Genomic DNA, 17,868 nt, shown 5'->3' on the forward strand with positions numbered 1-17,868 from the left:
AATTGACCCGCCCCCCCCCTATAAAAAACACAAAAATATGGTCGGCAGCGTCAGTGTTTTATAAGAGACAGCGTGGGTTCCGTGTAGAACTGCTGCGCCCACTGCCGGTACCGGCCGATCGGACCGTCGCCCTTGGCGAGCTTCGGGTGGTCGACATGCTCCTGGTAGTGCCACATCAGCAGATCCGCGCCGGTGTCGACGCTCGCCACCCGCTGGAGGACAGTGCTGAGCAGCCGGGCGACGGGCATGGCTGCCGCGCGCCCCACCGCCCCGGGCACGCCGGGGATGCCGTTCAGCTCCAGCTTCGTACCGAACCGGAGCTGGATGCGTCCCGGGCTGGTAGGGGTCGCGTGGAGCATCACATAGAGGGTGCCCGCGCCCCGGGGCAGGACCGTGCGCGCCGCGATGCTGGCCAGTCCGATCACCGTGAGCGTGTAGGACTGGCGGAACCCGCGCATCATGGTGCCGCGGGCGGTCGCGGTGACGGTGCTGGTCGGTTCCCCGGCCACCGGAGCGCCCTCGATGTCGAGACCTTTGAGACCGTGCAGCGCCGGCAGGTGACCCCAGTCGAAGGCGTTCTCGATGACGTCCTGCGGGTGACCGGCGATATCGAAGGTGTCGTGGCTGTACGGTTGCCGGTCGTCCATGGGGAAGGCCGGGACCTCCCACTGCGGGGGCAGGCCAAGGGCGTGCCACCATACGTAGATCGAGCCGTTGGCCTCGCACACCGGGTACTGCGCCAGCGACGCCTTCGGTGGTGGTTTGTCGTAACCCGTGCGCACACAGGTGCCCTCCGGGTTGAACGCGAACCGGTGGAAGGGGCAGACGATGTCCTCGCCCTCGATCGATCCACCGACCCCGAGATGCGCTCCCAGATGCGGGCACTGGGGCCGGACGGCCCGCAGCACGCCCTTGGCCGTCCGGTAGAGGACGACCTCCGTGCCCGCGATCGGGCGGGTGGTGACGGATCCGGGCCGCACCTCGTCGGTGAAGGCCAGGCAGAACCACCCGTTCGGATAAGGGAGGGAAGGAGTCCGCAGGCTGTCGGCCGGGGCCGCGCTGGGCAGGCGGACCCTCCGGGCGTTGAGAAGCTGCTTCACCAGGGGCTTCAGGTGAGGCTTCACGGCATCACTCCTAGTGCTTCACCGGGCAGCCGCCGGTGCCCGGCGGCGGGGATGGCTGGGCGGATGTGGATGGCTGGGCGGTTGTGGATCGCGGCGTGGCCGCGTGCAGTTCGGCGTCGCCGGTGCCGCTCGTCCGCCTCTCATTGAGCCGCAGGCGCAGCCCGCGCGAACTCAGGCTGGTCTCCACCTTGGGCTCGAACGGCTGGTCGCCGACGGGGGTCAGCTCCCAGCGGGCGACGATGGCGGTGAGGGCCAGGATGGCCTCGGTGAGGGCGAACTGGTCCCCGATGCACTTGCGCGCCCCGGCGCCGAACGGGATGTAGGCGGCCCGGTCGGGCTGACCGTCGAGCCAGCGGTCCGGGTCGAACCGGTCGGGGTCGGGGTAGAGGTCGGGCCGGCGGTGCAGGAGGTACGGGCTGAGCACGATGGTGCTGCCGCCCTTGAGCCGTACCCCGCCGAGTTCGGTGTCCTGCCGGACCGCGCGGGTCATCATCCAGGCGGGCGGATACAGCCGCAGCGTCTCGGTCACCACCCGGGCGGCCAGGTCGAGCGAGGGCAGATGTGCGGGATCGACCTTTCCACCGGCCAGGACCTGATGGGTCTCGGCCTGGAGACGGTGCTGGACATCCGGGTTCGTGGCGAGCAGGTGCATCGCCCAGGCCAGGGTGATGGCCGTGGTCTCCATCCCGCCGAGGAAGAATGTGAGGGCCTCGTCCGCCAGTTCGGTGTCGCTCAGTTGCTTCTGGCCGTCCTGGCTCTCCTCGTCGACCGCCCCGACCAGCGTGGAGAGCAGGTCGGCATGGTCGGTCGGATCGGCACGCCGCTCGGCGATGATCTCCGCGATGGTGGCCGACAGCCGGTTACGGGCCTGGTCGTACCGCCGCTTCCGCGGAGTCGGCACCCGGCGCAGCAGGGCCGGTGTCATCATCCGGCGGAAGAACGCGGTCACGATGGTGGAGGTGTCGGCAAGGGCCCGCCGCATGGTCTCCGCCGGCAGTGAGCCGCTGAACATCGTCTCCATGGTGGCGCGTGTCGTCAGCGTCATCATTTCCTGGGTGATGTCGACGACGTCGCCGTCGCGCCAGGATGCCGCCTTCACCTCGGCCGCCCGGGCGAACACCGCCCCGTACCCGGCGAGCCGGGTGGGGTGGAACGACGGCTGGCACAGCCGCCGCTGCCGCCGGTGCAGGGGGTACGGGCAGGTGGACAGGCCGTCGCCGATGACCTCGCGGATCCGGTCGTAGATCGGGCCGCCCTTGTCGAAGACACGGTCGTTCAGGAACACCTGCCGGGTCAGGTCCGGATCGCAGATCATCATGGCGGTACTCGGGCCCAGCCGGACGCGGACCATCTCGCGGTACTCGGACAGGGACATGATGAACGCCAGCGGATCGCGGAGCAGGGGCAGGGCATGGCCCAGCAGCGGCAGGGCCCGCGGAGCCAGCGGCACCGACGCGGCGGTCGCCGTACTCGTGTCCGTCATGGACAAACTCCTTCTGATCGTGAGCGACCGGCCGGTGTCATGGCGACGGGATCGCGGGTGACCTCGAACAGCGCGGTGGTCCAGCGGAAGCCGACCCCGAAACTCACGACGAGGACGCGTTCCCCGGCGCGCAGCGTGCCGGAGCGGAACGTCCGGTCGAGGGCGAGCAGGACGTCGGACGGGCCGGCGTGGCCGATGTGCCGGCCGTAGGTCCAGCTGGTGTCGTCGGCACGCAGGCCGAGCGGTGAGCCGGAGAGCAGCATGTCCAGCACGACCGACCCGATCGCGATGGGCACCACGTGCGCGATGTCCGCCGGTTTCACGGCGGCCTCGTCGAGGACGGTCTCGATGCAGCGGTGGGTGGCCCGTTGCAGCACGTCGATATGGGGCATGAACCCGGTCTCCTCGACGGGGGACCGCCGGGCGACACCGGTGTGGCCCTCCTTGGTCCGGGTCTGCGCCTCCAGCCGCGACTCCGTGACATGGGCGGTCGCCACCAGGCGGGCGAAGCCCGTCCCCCGGGTGAGGACGGCGGCGGCGCCGGCGTCACCGGCCACATAGCCCAACTCCCGGGAATGGCCCCACCGTTCGTCCGGGAACCGGGCACCGGTCGTGACCAGCGTGGCCTTCGCGTCCGGCCGGGCGGCGAGATGGTCGGCCGCGGCGACGAGCGCGGCGGCCCCGCCGTCACTGGCGGCACCGACCTCGATCCCGGCGGTGTCCCGTCCCCCGAGCACCCGCATCAGATAGGCCGAGGGCGTGTAGTGGTCCGGGTCCTGGAAGCCGGCGTGCACGAGCAGACTGAGGTCGGCGCTGGCCACGTCCGCGTGGCGCAGTGCCTTGAGGCCGGCCCGGGCCGCCATCTGCGTGGCCGTGTTGTCCTTCGAGACGGCGGCCGAGGTGAATCCGTTGAGCGCCATCATGGAGGGCTGCCCGGTGCCCGGTCCGCCCCGCGGCTCCTGCTCGGGCCTGATGGGGGGTATCCACGCGCCGGTCCCGGCGATCGTGATGTCCTGCCACAACACTGCTGTCTCCTCCGCTGTCACGAAAGGGGCGACTGGGGAACGCGGGCGCGGGGCCGGACCAGTTCTCCGCTGTGGTCCAAGGCGTGTGCGGTGACCCCGGTGACACGGGCCAGCACCCTGCCGTGACCGGTCACGGCGGTCAGGTCCCCGGTGGCGAAGTCGCAGTGCAGCCGGATGGTCGGGTTCTCCGCGCTGAGCAGGCAGTCGTTGCCCGGCCCGCTGAGCTCGACCTCGTCGAGACCGGCCATCGGGCCGACCAGCGGCGGGTGGTCACCGCGCGGTGGCAGCAGCAACAGGTGCACCATCGCGTCCAGCAGGATCGCCGGTACGGTCATCCCCGCCAGGGCCGGAGCCCAGGCGGCGTGGTCCAGACCGAACCTGGCGCTGTTCCCGTCCGGCCCGCGGGCGTAATCGCTGGTGCCGGCGAACGGGCCGGTGAGCGAGATCGGCGGGTCGGGGGAGTAGACCGGCATCGCGAAATCGGGTTCGGGGTCGTGGGACGAACAGTCGGGTGGTCCGGCGAGCACGGGGTAGCGGTCCGCCAGCACGACCGTCGTCTCGCACAGCAGGTCGTTGAAGCGCAGCACCTTGCCGTTCTTGCCGATCCGGTGCGCCGTCATTCTGACGGCCACCTCGGCGCCGTCGCGCTTCCGGCTCGTGACCCGGGCCTCCACCGCGACGGTGCGTTGCGGTCCGGCGAGTCTGACCGTGATCGACGTCCGGCAGACGAGACCGCGGAACCCGGTGACCACCAGGTCGGGGCAGAGGGTCGCCGCCGCGGCGGCCGCGGCTTCCAGGGTGAACGTGCCGGCCAGCGTGTACTCACCGTTGACCCGGTGGTGACGCATCCACCGCCCGTCCCGCTCGGCCAGGGTGCGCGGATCCCAGGTCTTGGTGAAGACGGCCCAGTTCTTGCCGCGGTGCAGGACACCGTCGAGCAGCGGACTGGTCAGCGACGGATCCGGCGGGGCGGGCGGCGGCGCGTCCGGAGCGGGGATCCGCGGCTCGCCGGCGGAACCGTAGGTGCTGATACCGCGCCGGGCCAGCAGGACGCGTTCGTCCTCCCGGATGAAGAACGCCACCCCGCCGGCCGGTGGCCGGGTCACGGCGGAGAGGAATTGGGCGCATCCTTGCTCGGTGCTGATGTAGGCGTCCATCTGGTTGCGTTTGAGGGTCTCCCGCATGGTGACGCTGCTGGCGACGCCGACCTCCCGCCAGCCGCTCCAGAGGATCGCCAACTCCTGGTGGCCCACCGGTCCGTGCCGCTGGGCCCAGGCGCTCGCGTACGCGAGGTATTCGTTGACGGCGCAGTAGTCGATGTCACCGGGCGCGGGAGCGAGCGTCGCCAGGGTGCTGAAGTTGCACCAGATCCGGGGCGGGCGCCCGGCCAGGGCCCGTTTGAGATTGCGGTAGCCGGTCGCCTTGGTGGCCCGGACCGCCCGGAAATCGGTCAGGGTCTTGGCGTGCAGCGCACGCGACCGGAGGTCGAGGACGGTGTTGATGAGCAGGTCGATCTGTCCGTGCAGGTCGACGACCTCGTTGAGGACGGCGGTGGTGGCCTCGGCGTCGAGGACGTCGCACACACGGTGGTGGACCCGGTCCTGGCCGCACAGTTCCGTCAGTCGTCGCACCGTACGGCGTACCTCCAGGCGCGCCTGGGCCTTCTCATAGGCGGCGCGCAGCTCACCCACCGACGCGCCGGGGTGGCTGCGGTGTTCGGCGGCGATGAACTCGGCCTGCGGCGGCAGCGCGTCATCGGTTTCCGGCAGTGGGGTGCGGCCGATGACGTACACATGCGGCCGGTCGCTGGTGCGGGCGATCGCGTGGAGGAGTTCGGGGGTGATGCCCCGGGCGCCGCCGAAGGCGACCACGACCGCGCCGGGCGGCAGCGAGGCGGCTCCCGGCGGGGGCGGTGGAGCGTGGTCGTCGGCGACGGCCAGGGTGAACCAGTCGCCCCCGCGGCAGGCCAGCGTGTGGGTCGGCACCTGGGCGGTGCCCGCCCGCGCCAGCTGGTCCAGGCCGGTCGCGGCGTCCGGCGCGTCGCTGAGCAGGGTCACTCCACCGCACTGCGGGACCTCGGCGCGGACGGAGCGGATGAGGCCGGTGAACAGCCCGCTCAGCGGGGGTGGCAGGTCGTCCGGCACCGCGCCGAGCAGGAGCGCGCCGAGCGAGCCGCCGGTGCGCAGCGCGGGCAGCGCCGCCTGGAGGGTGGTGAATGTGAGGTCCTGAAGGTCCTCCATCCGGGTGGCCTCGGCGACGGTGTCCCCGTCGTCCTCGTCGTCCTGGACGGGCAGCCGGGACAGGACCCGGATATGGCGCGGGATGAACGGCAGGTCGGCCAGGGCGCCGGGGGCCTCCTCGGGCGGGACGTGGGTGGCGGCTCCGAGGCCCGGCCGCGGTGACCAGACGGCGATGTCCGGGCCGGTGGCGGCCGCGGCGAGATCCGGGGCGTCGGTGATGACGACGGTGCCGGGCGGGACCGATGGCGTGGCCGAGCCGTTCCGCGGCGGGGTCGTCGGGACGAATCGGAGGGTCTGGCGGCGGCCGGTGAAGTCCTCGGTGTGCTCGGGCGCGGTACGTTCCGGCTCGGTGTGCGCTGCCCGGTCCGGCTCGGCACGCTCCACCTCCTCCTGGGCCGGGCCGTGGTGGTGCGGGCCGTCCGGCCGGGTGAACCGGATCAGTGGTGATCCGGCGGCGGCGGGTGTCACGACGGTGTCCGCTCCGGTGGAGACGGCCTTGAGGACCGCCAGCAGGGCGTCCAGCGACAGATAGGTGTGTCCGGCGTCGGCCAGTACGGGAAGGGCGTGCCCGGGGGCGGCCGGGAGCCCGGGATCGGCGGCGTCGACCGCGGTGGAGAGCGAACCCAGAACGGGCAGGTTGTGCTCCAGCGCGGTGGAGAGCCGGGCGACCGCCAGGACGGCGGCACCTTCCGCGATGGACCGGCCCTCCGGCACCAGATCGTCGAGGTGGCGGTCCCAGCCGCTGATGGGCCGCTGGCACACCGCGCCGACGAGGGCGAGGTCGCAGGCGCGGTGCCGGAGTTGACGCAGGGCCAGGTCGAGGGCGGTGTGCGCGGAGTCCCGGTGGGCGTAGACGCTGGTGCCCATGCCCCGGAAGTCGTAGTAGTTGGCGGCCCGGCCCGACAGGATGCAGGAGACCGCCCCGGTGAAGTCGTCCTCGTTCAGATCGCCGGGGATCACCCCCTTGGCCTCCGCCATCCCCTTCGCGAGGTACTCCTTGAGCGTCTGCGCCTGCACCGGGTCGGGCAGGATGTCGAACGTGGTGGCGCACTCGCCGGCGTGCACCCGCAGCGCGGCCCGGGTGTTGTGCGTGGTCGGCAGCGTCGCTCCCACGACCACCGCCGTGGTGGGCCGCAGACTGACGCCCGGCTCGCCGAGCTGGTCCAGCAGCGGGCCGAGGGCCTGGAGCATCATCAGGTGGGCGGGGTCCATGTGCCGCATCGTCAGCGGCGGGATGCGCACCTCACGCGGGGACGGCAGGGGGTACGGCATACCGAAGCCGGCCTCCGGGAGCGGGCCGTCACCACTCAGCCAGGCGGGCACCTGGGCGGTGTCCAGGCCGGGCAGATGGGTGTTCCAGCCCACGACGACCAGTTGTTCCGTGTCCGCGGTGGCGTCTCCGCCCCGCCGCCGCGCGGGGGCGGCCGATGGCACGCGGTCGGACAGGACCACGTGCGCGTCCGCTCCTCCGAGGCCGAACGACGACACCCCGACCACACGAGGTCGTGCGTCCTCCGTCGGCCAGGGCGCGTCCCTGACCGGTACGGTCAGCCGCGTGCCGTCCTCCAGCAGTGGGTGCGGATCGGTGACCACGGGCTGACCGGGGACCGCCCCGCGGTCGAGAGCGACCAGCGCGTGCGCCACCGAGACCAGGCCCGCCAGCACACCGGTGTGCCCGAAGACCTGCTTGTTCGAGGTCAGCAGGCACGCCCGCTTCCGCGGCCCCAACCGGGAGAGCAGCGAGCGCAGTTCGATCTCGTCGCCCACCGGCGTGCCGGTGCCGTGTGCCACCACCCAGTCCACGTCGTCGGCCTCGATGCCCGCGTCGGCCCAGGCTCGGGCGATCGCCAGCTCCTGCCCGCGCGTGGCCGGAGCGTGGATGCCCTTTCCCCGGCCGTCGGCGGCGAGACCGGTACCCCGGATGACACCGAGCACCCGGTCGCCGTCGGCCACGGCCCGCGCGTACGACTTCAGGGTGAGCATGATGGAGCCCTCACCGATGAGGGTTCCGTCGGCCGCCTTGTCGAAGGGGCGTATCTTGCCGCTCATCGAGATGCCCTGGGCCCGGCAGAAGAGGGTGAACCCGATCGGCTCGATCACCGAGGTGCCACCGGCCAGCGCCACATCGCAGGAACCCTCGCGCAGCGCCTTGACCGCCGCGTCCAGAGCGAACAATCCGCTGGCACAGGCCGCGTCGAGGGTCAGGTGCTGTGAGTCGTCGGGGATCAGTCCGCGCAGCGCGTCGCGGGAGACGGACGCGGGCAGATAGGCCTTCGGGTCCCCGCCGTCGCCACCGTAGTGCGCGGTGATCGCGTGGTCGGCCAGCTCGGCCAGCCAGTCACCGTCCTGGTCGGCGGGGATCGCCTCGCGCACCATGCGCCGGTACTCGTCCCCCAGCACGACACCCTGGGGGCCGAGCCCCGTCTGGTCGTGGATACCGGTGGTCGTGGCGAGCCACCGGTCCGTCGGGCGCCGATGCACCCCGGCCAGGGCCTGGACGGCGCAGTGCCGCAGCCAGCGAGTGGTACGCGGCCACCCGGGGCGGCCGACGTTCCCGTCCGGTTCGGCGATCGAGGCGGGGTCGGGGACGAAGCCGTGGACGTACGCGGCCTCGCGGACGTAGAAGGCGTCGGTCTCCTCCCGGGTGGGCGCCCAGAAGTGCTTCAGGTCGAAGGCGGACGGCTCGCTGGAGAGCAGGACGCCCTCCCGTAACCGGTCCCAGAACTCCGCCGTGTTGTTCGCGCCGGGCAGGACCAGGCCGAGACCGACCACCGCGACGGCTTCGGGGTCCGCCTCCGGCGCTTGGTCGGGCGCAGGGTATGGCGCTGGGTCCGGTGCTTGGTGCTGTGCCTGGACCGGTGCTGGGTCTGGCGCTTGGTCCGGTGCTGGGACCGGCGCTTGGACCGGCGCTGGGACCGGCGCTTGGTCCCGGGCCGGGGCCGCCACCGATGCCAACGCCGGTGCCGGTGCGGGGGTCTCCGGTGTTCGCTCCGGTGCCGGGGCGGCCACCGGAGCCGGTGCCGGTGCGGGCGCCGGGTGGGCGGCCGCCGGTTGTTCGGGGGCGGGTCGGCTCGCCTCGGTCGACGTCGTCGTCATTACCGCCGCGGGCACCGGTTGGTGCCTGGCGGGCCTGGTCACCTGGTCCGCCAGCCTGCTGTGCAGCCGCAGGCCCTGCATCCCGCCGATGCTGATGCCGCCGTCGGCGACGATGGTCTGCCCGGTGATGAAGCCGGCGTCCTCGTGCAGGAGGTGGACGATCAACTTGGCCGCCTCCGGCGTCGAGAGGGTACGGCTCATCAGCTCGCTGGCCTCGGCCGGGCCACCGGGCGTCGCCGCCGGGGCGTCGAGGTTGACGACGATCTCGCTGGCGACGGAGCCCAGCAGCACCGTGTTGACCCGGATGCCCTGGCCGACCACCTCGAGCGCCAGATAGCGGACCAGCGACTCCAGGGCCGCCTTGGTGACACCGCCGGGGCCGTAACCCGGAACCGGCTGGTGCGCCCCGACGCTGGAGAGACAGAGGATGCTCGCGCCGTCTCTTCCCGCCATCAGCTCGGCCGCCCGGCGCGAACAGTGGTAGGCCGCCATCACGTTGGTGGACCACGCTCGCTGCCAGTAGGTGTCGTCGATGTCGAACAGAGGCAGGAAGGCCCCGCCCGCGGCGTTGTTGATCAGGATGTCCAGGCCACCGTGCCGCTCCTGGACCAGGTCGAACATCCGGTCGATCTCGCTGGTCTTGGCCACTGAGGCGCGGATGAACTCGCAGCTGTGACCGGCCTGCTCCAGCTCCGCCCGCAGTTGCTTCGCCTGGTCGACCGAGTGGAAGTAGTTGACGATCACGTGGGCCCCGCTCTCCGCCAAGCGGCGCACGATGTCCGCGCCGAGGCTCTTCGCGGCCCCTGTCACCAGGGCGACCCGACCCCGCAGGTTTTCTGTGGAGGTCATAGCCCGGCGGCCCCCGCTCGGGCCTGCACGACGGCCTCCGCGATCCGGCGCAGCGTGCCGACGGTCAGCAGAGAGGAATTGGCCCGGAGGTCGGGCAGGTCGTACCGGTCGGACACCATCCCGAGCAGGGCGACCTGCTTGAGCGACTCCACACCCAGCTCGGACTCCAGGCCGTCGTCCTCACCGAGCAGATCGGGCGGGTAGCCCAGGAAGTCGCCGTAGAGCGTCCGCAACTCTGCGAGCACCGTGTCGTAGTCCAACCCGGCGGACGACGGCGAGGCGACCGGGGCGACCGCGACCGGGGCGACGACGGCCGGGGCGACGACGGCCGGGGCGGCCGCGACGGGGGCGGCCGCGACCGGGGCGACCGGGGGAGCCGGAGCCGCGGGGGCCGCGGGAGCCGGGGAGGAGACGGGGGCCACATAGGACACCGGAGCCACATAGGACACAGGGGCCGCGGATTGCGCGGACACGGTGGCCCGGACCGGCAGATCGGTGACGGGGAGTGTCGCAACCGGCCCGGCCGGCGTCGTGGGCTCACTCACCCGTACGACGGGACCATGTCCGTTGCTCGACGGTGCCGACAGGCGCGAGCGGAACGGGCCACCGTTGGTGGAGTCGGCGACCAGCGCCCGGACGGCCTCGACCGGGTCGCTCTCGCTCAGCGGGACGACACACTGCACCCCGGGGATCGACGCCTCGACGAACTTGGTGACGACGGGCCACTCCCCGCACTCGACGAACGCGTCGGCGCCGGCCGCGTGCAGCTCACGGATGGTGTGCAGCATCCGGACCCGGGAGGTGAGCGCGCCGGCGACCAGGTCGACCGGGTCGTCGTCGCCGACATCCCGCCCCAGCCATGGGGAGCACACCCGCCAGCGCCCGGCGCCGTATGGAACCCGTGGCGCGGATTCCCGCAGGTCTCGCGCGGCCTGCGCCATCGCCGGAGTGTGGGTCGGATGCGGGACGTCGAGTTGGAGACTTGGCCAGCCGAGGGCGTCGGCCACCCGTTCCACATGCTCGATCAACGCTTCCGGGCCGCTGATGACGCTCTGCCGAGGGGCGTTCTCGCAGGCCAGTACCAGGTGGGGATGGTTGATCAGCTCGGCGAGCGACTCCGCCCGGCGGCCGTCCACTCCGACCGCGAGCATCTTTCCGCCCCAGCTCTGCCGGGTCAGCACCTGGGACCGGGCCACGGCCAGGCGTGCGGCGTCCTCCACGGACAGGTGCCCCGCGGCGGCCAGGGCCCACAGCTCCCCGATGCTCTGCCCGACGATCGCGATGGGCTTGGCGCCCTCGGCGATCAGCATGTGGTGCGTCGCGATGCTGACCGCGAAGATCTCCAGATATTGCACCTCGGGGCCGCGCCGGTCGCTCGTCTCGTTCTGTTCGATAAGCCGGGCGCTGATGTTGGGCAGTCCCATTTCCTGGGCTGCCTTGTCGATACGTGACAGCGATTCACGTACGGCCTCGTAACGGTTGTGCAGATCGCACAGAATGCCTCCGCGCGGGGCGGCAACCGTGCCCGGCATGACAAAGACAGAATCCACCACGTGCATCACCCTCATCTCCGTCCCGACTGCCGGCGATGTCGCATTGGCTTAGCCGGGCCCTGAAACGCCACGACGGCGCGATGAAATCGACGACATACGTCCGCTTGCTGCGGTAAATCGGAGCGGCGAGTCCAGCGAAATTCGACCCTGGCCGCCCATTGTTGGTGGCCATTCCCGCAAATGCGTGACCCTGAAGAGGGTTTTCCTTGCTGATCGGGTTCGCTAATTAAGGTAACTGTGCTCCTTTCGGGGGGTCAATGATCTTAGGGTCCCAGTTTCGGCCTAAGCTGATTGTGTTCATGACTAGTGAATTACGTGATGCCAGGTGGGGATCGCGGTCTTGTCGCTCGACAAGGCCTCGTGTTAGCTACGCCAGGCCGATTATGGCGCTAATGTCCGCAGTGTCCGTTCTGATTTAACATGATCGGGGTGTTTGAACGTGATACGTCCGGGATTTCGACCATCTTTCGGTGAATCAATGTGGCTGAGACCGAGTGCTTGCGTGCGCCAATCAGTTCTATAGCTGTTAGTACTCCGGCCGGATTTCTTCATTTGTGCTGGTCAACGGCTTGGGTGTGGGGAGTGCGGCCCGTACGGGCCCCGGCGCCGGATGCGGGACCAGCACGTCCGTGGGCCCTTGGCTCACGCCTCTGGGCCGCGATAACGGCTGCGTGCCCGCATAAAAAGTGCGCCAAGCGAACAAAAATGATGTCGCCGGGGGACCCCGGCCGGTCGACGATGGTCCGGCCCGCTGCCTCGGCCCGGCCCGACACCAGGATGGAGAACTCCCTGTGACCCTCACCGATCTGTACCCCGCCGACCGTCTGGAGCGCGCCCGGGAGGCCGCTGCCGACGTGGGCCTGGGCGCGCTGCTGATCAGTCCCGGCGCCGACCTGCGCTATCTGACGGGTTACCAGGCCCTTCCCCTGGAGCGGCTCACCTGCCTCGTGCTCCCCGTGGACGGCGAGCCCTTTCTCCTGGTGCCCGAGTTGGAGCGGCCTGCCGCCCTCGCGTCCCCGGCCGGGAACCTCGGTATCGAGATCACCGGATGGGCCGAGACCGAGGACCCGTATGCCCTCGTCGCGGCCAGGCTGCCCGCCGGTGTGGCCCGGGTCGGCGTCGACAACCACATGTGGGCCGAGAAGGTCGTCGCCTTCCGTACCGTGCTGCCCAACACCGACCAGGCACTCGCCGGAGAGGTACTCGGCCGGCTGCGGATCCGCAAGACCGAGGCCGAGATCGAGGCGCTGCGCCGGGCGGGGGCGGCCATCGACCGGGTGCACGCCCGCATGGGTGAGTGGCTGCGCGCCGGGCGCACCGAACGCGAGGTCGGCCGGGACATCGCGGAGGCCATCGTGGCCGAGGGCCATGTGGGGGTCGACTTCGTCATCGTCGGCTCGGGACCGCACAGCGCCAGTCCCCACCATGAGCTGTCGGACCGGGTGATCCTGCCCGGTGACCCCGTGGTGGTCGACATCGGGGGGACCACCGAGGACGGCTACTGCTCCGACTCCACCCGCGATTACGTCGTCGGCGAGCCATCGGCGGAGTACCGGCGGCTGTACGAGGTGCTGTTGACCGCCCAGTGTGCCCAGACCGATGCGGTGCGGCCCGGTATCACCGCCGAGCAACTGGACGCGATCGGCCGGGATGTCATCACGGACGCGGGTTTCGGGCCGCACTTCATCCATCGCACCGGTCACGGCATCGGGCTGGAGACGCACGAGGAGCCCTACATCGTGGCGGGCTCCGCCCTGCTGCTGGAGCCTGGTATGGCCTTCTCCGTCGAGCCGGGCATCTATCTTCCCGACCGGTTCGGAGCCCGCATCGAGGACATCGTCATCTGCACCGACGACGGCGGTGAGCGGCTCAACCGCACCAGCCGTGAACTGGTCGTACTGCCCTGACCGTCCGGTACCGGCTGCAGCCGCTTCCCACCTTCCCCAAGCCGGGTTCGTTCTTGCCGCAGCCGATCAAGTACTGCCGTGTGCCCGGTCGTTGACAAAGTCGATGAGCGGTAGAAATCTGTCAAAGCATGGTCGCAAAAGATTGACGAAATCACTCAACTCTTGCACTGCGGCGGGCTCGGCTCCAGGTTCATCGGCTCCAGGTTCAGGGGAAGGGATCGGGAGGGCCTCGTGAGAAGAAGACAGCACGGTCGGCGGTTATCCGCCGGGCTTGTGGCGGCGGGCCTGCTCACGGTCGGGCTGCTGCCCGTGACAGCCCATGCCGCAGCGGGAGCCCATGCCGCGGAGGGAGCCAATCTGGCGCTGGGCAGGCCGGTGACGACCAGTGGGGCACACGGCTCCTACCCGGCGAGCAATGTCACCGACGGCAGCCAGGCCTCCTACTGGGAGGGCCCCGCGGGCTCGTTCCCGCAGTGGGTGCAGGTCGACCTCGGGAGCAGGACGGACGTCGACGAGGTGGTACTGAAGCTCCCCGCGTCGTGGGAGTCCCGCACCGAGGCGGTGAAGGTCCAGGCCAGCACCGACGGCCAGGACTTCACCACCGTGGTTCCGGACGTGCGGAAGGACTTCTCGCCATCGTCCGGCAACGCCGTGGCGCTCGACGTCGCGGCCGAGGCACGTTACGTGCGCGTACAGGTGACCGGCAATACGGGCTGGAACGCGGCCCAGCTCTCCGAGGTGGAAGTGCGCGGGGAGGCCGGTGGGGAGAACCCGGGGGACCCGCCCGCGGGCACCAACCTGGCCCTGAGCAAGCCGATCGAGGCGTCGTCGACCACCCAGGACTACGTCGCGAGCAACGCCAACGACGGCAGCACCTCCACCTACTGGGAGGCGAGCGGCCAGTCCTCGACGCTGACCGCGAAGCTCGGCGCCGACGCCGATCTGACCGGCGTCGTCGTCAAGCTGAACCCCGACCCCGTCTGGAGCACCCGGTCGCAGAGCATTCAGGTGCTGGGACGGGCGGCCGGAGAGTCCGGTTTCACCTCGCTGAAGGACCGGGCCGACTACACCTTCAGCCCGTCGCAGAACAAGAACACGGTGACGATCCCGGTCACGGGCCGGTACGCGGATGTACGCCTCCAATTCTTCGGCAACACCGGCGCCGGCGGAGGACAGGTCGCCGAGTTCGAGGTCGTCGGCACGGCCGCACCCGCCCCCGACCTGACCGTCACCGGACTCGCCTGGTCGCCCGAGTCGCCCTCGGAGGCGGACGCGGTCACCGTCGAGGCGACGGTCCGCAACGCCGGGACGGCCGCCGCGCCCGCGACCACGGTGAACGTCAGCCTCGAGGGCACGGTCGCCGACAGCGGCGCGGTCGGCGCGCTCGCGCCGGGCGCGTCGCTGAAGGTGCCGGTCAAGGTCGGTAAGCGGCCCATGGGCAGCTACACCGTCTCCGCCGTCGTCGACCCGGCCGACACGGTCGCCGAGCTCGACAACACCAACAACAGCCGCAACGCCGCCTCGAAGCTGGTCATCGGCCAGGCCCCCGGACCGGACCTGGAGGTCACCGGCATCACCACCAACCCCGCCGGCCCGGCCGTCGGCGCCAAGGTCACCTTCACCGTCGCGGTGCGCAACCGGGGCACCAGCGCGGTGCCCGCCGGATCGGTCACCCGGCTCACCGTCGGCGGGACCACGCTGAACGGCACGGCGGGCACCATCCCCGCCGGTGACACGGCCACCGTGGCCATCGGCGGCGAGTGGACCGCCACCAGCGGGGGAGCGACGCTCACCGCGACGGCCGACGCAACCGGCACCGTCGCCGAGACCAACGAGGACAACAACACCTTCGCCCGCTCCCTCGTTGTCGGACGCGGCGCCGCCGTGCCGTACACCGAGTACGAGGCGGAGGACGGCCGATACGACGGCACCCTGCTGAAGACGGACGCCAAGCGCACCTTCGGGCACACCAACTTCGCCACCGAGTCCTCCGGGCGCGAATCGGTCCGGCTCGACACCGGCGGTCAGTACGTGGAGTTCACCTCCACCACCCCGTCCAACTCGATCGTCGTCCGCAACTCGATCCCGGACGCGGCGGCCGGCGGCGGCAGGGAGGCGACCATCAGCCTCTACGCGGACGGCGGGTTCGTCCGCAAGCTGACCCTGTCCTCCAAGCACAGCTGGCTCTACGGCACGACCGACGACCCGGAGGGCCTGACCAATCGGCCCGGCGGCGACGCCCGGCGGCTGTTCGACGAGTCCCACGCCCTGCTCACCGACACCTACCCGGCGGGTACGAAGTTCCGGCTCCAGCGGGACACCGGTGACGACGCGGCCTTCTACATCATCGACCTGATCGATCTGGAGCAGGTCGCGGCACCGGCCGCCAAGCCCGCCGAGTGCGTCTCCATCACCGACTACGGGGCCGTGCCCAACGACGGCATCGACGACGCGGACGCCATCCAGCGCGCCGTCACCGCGGACCAGGAGGGCGCGATCCCCTGCGTGTGGATCCCCGCGGGCCAGTGGCGCCAGGAGAAGAAGATCCTGACCGACGACCCGCAGAACCAGGGCCAGTACAACCAGATGGGTATCCGGGACGTCACCATCCGCGGTGCCGGCATGTGGCACTCCCAGCTCTACTCGCTCATCCCGCCGCAGGAAGCGGGCGGCATCAACCACCCCCACGAGGGCAACTTCGGCTTCGACATCGACGACAACACCAAGATCTCCGACATCGCCATCTTCGGCTCCGGCACCATTCGCGGCGGCGACGGCGGCGCCGAGGGCGGGGTCGGGCTCAACGGCCGTTTCGGCAAGAACACCAAGATCACCAACGTATGGATCGAGCACGCCAACGTCGGCGCCTGGGTCGGCCGCGACTACTCCAACATCCCCGCGCTGTGGGGGCCCGGTGACGGCCTCGAGTTCAGCGGCGTACGGATCCGCAACACCTACGCCGACGGCGTCAACTTCACCAACGGCACCCGTAACTCGACCGTGTACAACTCCTCCTTCCGCAACACCGGCGACGACTCACTCGCCGTCTGGGCCAACAAGTACGTGAAGGACACCTCCACGGACATCGGCCACGACAACCACTTCCGCAACAACACCGTCCAACTGCCCTGGCGGGCCAACGGCATCGCGGTCTACGGCGGCTACGGCAACACGATCGAGAACAACCTGATCTCCGACACCATGAACTACCCGGGGATCATGCTGGCCACGGACCACGACCCGCTGCCCTTCTCGGGCAAGACGCTCATCGCCAACAACGGCCTGTACCGCACGGGCGGCGCGTTCTGGGGCGAAGCGCAGGAGTTCGGCGCGATCACCCTGTTCGCCCAGGGGCAGGACATCGCGGGGGTCACGATCCGCGACACCGACATCCACGACTCCACCTACGACGGCATCCAGTTCAAGACAGGCGGCGGCGCGATGCCCGGCGTTCAGATCGAGAACGTCACCATCGACAAGTCCAACAACGGGTCCGGAATCCTCGCGATGGGCGGGGCGCGCGGCGACGCCACGCTGACGAACGTGCGGATCACCAACTCCGCTCAGGGCGACGTGGTGAAGGAGCCCGGCTCGCAGTTCGTGATCAACGGCGCCGCGCAATGGAGTATGAGCCTGACATCCCGGGCCGGGGCAGCCAGCGGGTGGATATGGGAAGGGCCGTTGCCACCACGATCCGCGGGACGTATCCGGACACCACACCGTGGTCGCGCGATCAGTTGCTGGAGATCTTCGGCAAGCTGAGGTCGACGGGATACCTGGGGCCGACGATCCCCGAGGAAGCGAATGGAGCCGGCCTCACCCTCGGTCAGTTCGCCTCGCTGACCGAGGGAATCGCCAGTGCCATGCCCTTCCTCTCCAACCACAGTGTCCAGCGGTTCATCACCGCGGCCGGCAGCCCTCAGGCCAGACAGCGAGTGCTGCCCGGCCTGCTCGAGGGGACCAGCATCGGCGCCGTGGCGGTTACCGAGCCGCGCGGTGGCAGCAGCATCAAGAACCCAGCCACCACTGTGGTTCCGGGCCGAGGGGGGGGACTCGTCCGCACCGGGCGCAAGGACTGGGTCACCCATGCGATGACGGCGGACACCGCCGTCGTACTGGCGGCGGACGAGCAGGGCCGTTCCGTACGGGTGCTCGTCGATCTGACGGCCCCGGGTGTGAAGCGGCGTCCTCTGCGGACCCACGGTTTGCGCCATCTCACCTTCGGCTCGCTCGAGTTCCACGAGGTGGAGGTGGAGCGCTGGCCGCGGTTGCTCGCCTACCACGCCGCCACCGCCGTCCATACCGAACACCCCTCTGCCGCCGCACTGGCCAGCGGAGCCAAGGCGCATGCCTGCACCACCGCCGTGCGGGCCTGCACGGAGCTGCTGTCCATGTGCGCCGGACATGGATTGGACACCAGTACCGGAATCGCTGCTTTCCGTAATGACGCGGAAATGCTCGCCACCGCCGATGGAACCGGAATGGTGAACTGCGTTCTGTGGGGGGTTTATGTCAAAGACCACCTTTCCGGGGCCCGCTGACGCGATTCGACGGCAGCCTTGCCTCACTCTTCGGAGTCGGCCGAGCGCCG

At 70.4% G+C, this 17,868-nt stretch carries 8 protein-coding genes; 3 read left to right on the top strand and 5 right to left on the bottom strand.

Annotated elements, in window-relative coordinates; all coding sequences use genetic code 11:
• Nucleotides 1-50: 50 nt before the first annotated feature.
• From ACFXB5_RS07430 to ACFXB5_RS07450, 5 genes are read right to left on the bottom strand one after another with little or no spacing between them, the layout of a single operon-like run.
• Nucleotides 51-1,124, bottom strand: a complete 1,074-nt coding sequence (locus ACFXB5_RS07430; RefSeq protein ID WP_385203638.1) for a Rieske 2Fe-2S domain-containing protein — start codon at nt 1,122-1,124, stop codon at nt 51-53.
• 10 nt (nt 1,125-1,134) lie between these two features.
• A complete protein-coding gene (locus ACFXB5_RS07435) occupies nt 1,135-2,607 on the bottom strand; it encodes a cytochrome P450 (RefSeq protein WP_385203641.1) in 1,473 nt (490 codons plus the stop codon).
• Nucleotides 2,604-3,632 carry a 3-oxoacyl-[acyl-carrier-protein] synthase III C-terminal domain-containing protein gene (locus ACFXB5_RS07440; protein WP_385203645.1) on the bottom strand — a complete coding sequence of 343 codons (1,029 nt, stop codon included), beginning with the start codon at nt 3,630-3,632 and terminating at the stop codon, nt 2,604-2,606. The genes ACFXB5_RS07435 and ACFXB5_RS07440 overlap by 4 nt, the downstream gene beginning before the upstream one ends.
• Before the next feature lie 17 nt (nt 3,633-3,649).
• Complete coding sequence (locus ACFXB5_RS07445; protein WP_385203647.1) at nt 3,650-9,817, bottom strand: SDR family oxidoreductase; 6,168 nt, start codon at nt 9,815-9,817, stop codon at nt 3,650-3,652.
• Nucleotides 9,814-11,349 (bottom strand): acyltransferase domain-containing protein, encoded by a 1,536-nt coding sequence (locus ACFXB5_RS07450; protein ID WP_385203649.1) that lies wholly within the window; start codon nt 11,347-11,349, stop codon nt 9,814-9,816. Before ACFXB5_RS07450 ends, ACFXB5_RS07445 begins: the two co-directional genes overlap by 4 nt.
• An 812-nt stretch (nt 11,350-12,161) precedes the next feature.
• Between ACFXB5_RS07450 and ACFXB5_RS07455 the strand changes: the two genes are divergently transcribed.
• From ACFXB5_RS07455 to ACFXB5_RS07465, 3 genes are all read left to right on the top strand, one after another.
• The gene (locus tag ACFXB5_RS07455) at nt 12,162-13,277 is read left to right on the top strand and encodes a M24 family metallopeptidase (protein WP_385203652.1); all 1,116 of its coding nucleotides are present in this window, start codon (nt 12,162-12,164) and stop codon (nt 13,275-13,277) included.
• A gap of 231 nt (nt 13,278-13,508) precedes the next feature.
• Nucleotides 13,509-17,039 (top strand): CARDB domain-containing protein, encoded by a 3,531-nt coding sequence (locus ACFXB5_RS07460; RefSeq protein WP_385203655.1) that lies wholly within the window; start codon nt 13,509-13,511, stop codon nt 17,037-17,039.
• The gene (locus ACFXB5_RS07465; protein ID WP_385203658.1) at nt 16,946-17,818 is read left to right on the top strand and encodes an acyl-CoA dehydrogenase family protein; all 873 of its coding nucleotides are present in this window, start codon (nt 16,946-16,948) and stop codon (nt 17,816-17,818) included. The genes ACFXB5_RS07460 and ACFXB5_RS07465 overlap by 94 nt, the downstream gene beginning before the upstream one ends.
• Nucleotides 17,819-17,868 lie beyond the last annotated feature (50 nt).

It is taken from the genome of Streptomyces sp. NPDC059455 (assembly GCF_042750115.1).
In the GTDB taxonomy this organism is placed as follows: domain Bacteria; phylum Actinomycetota; class Actinomycetes; order Streptomycetales; family Streptomycetaceae; genus Streptomyces; species Streptomyces endocoffeicus.

Coding starts and splice junctions, on each gene's coding strand:
- ACFXB5_RS07450 (WP_385203649.1), bottom strand. CDS start 11,349: ATGCCGGGCACGGTTGCCGCCCCGCGCGGAGGCATTCTGTGCGATCTG.
- ACFXB5_RS07445 (WP_385203647.1), bottom strand. CDS start 9,817: ATGACCTCCACAGAAAACCTGCGGGGTCGGGTCGCCCTGGTGACAGGG.
- ACFXB5_RS07465 (WP_385203658.1), top strand. CDS start 16,946: ATGGGAAGGGCCGTTGCCACCACGATCCGCGGGACGTATCCGGACACC.
- ACFXB5_RS07435 (WP_385203641.1), bottom strand. CDS start 2,607: ATGACGGACACGAGTACGGCGACCGCCGCGTCGGTGCCGCTGGCTCCG.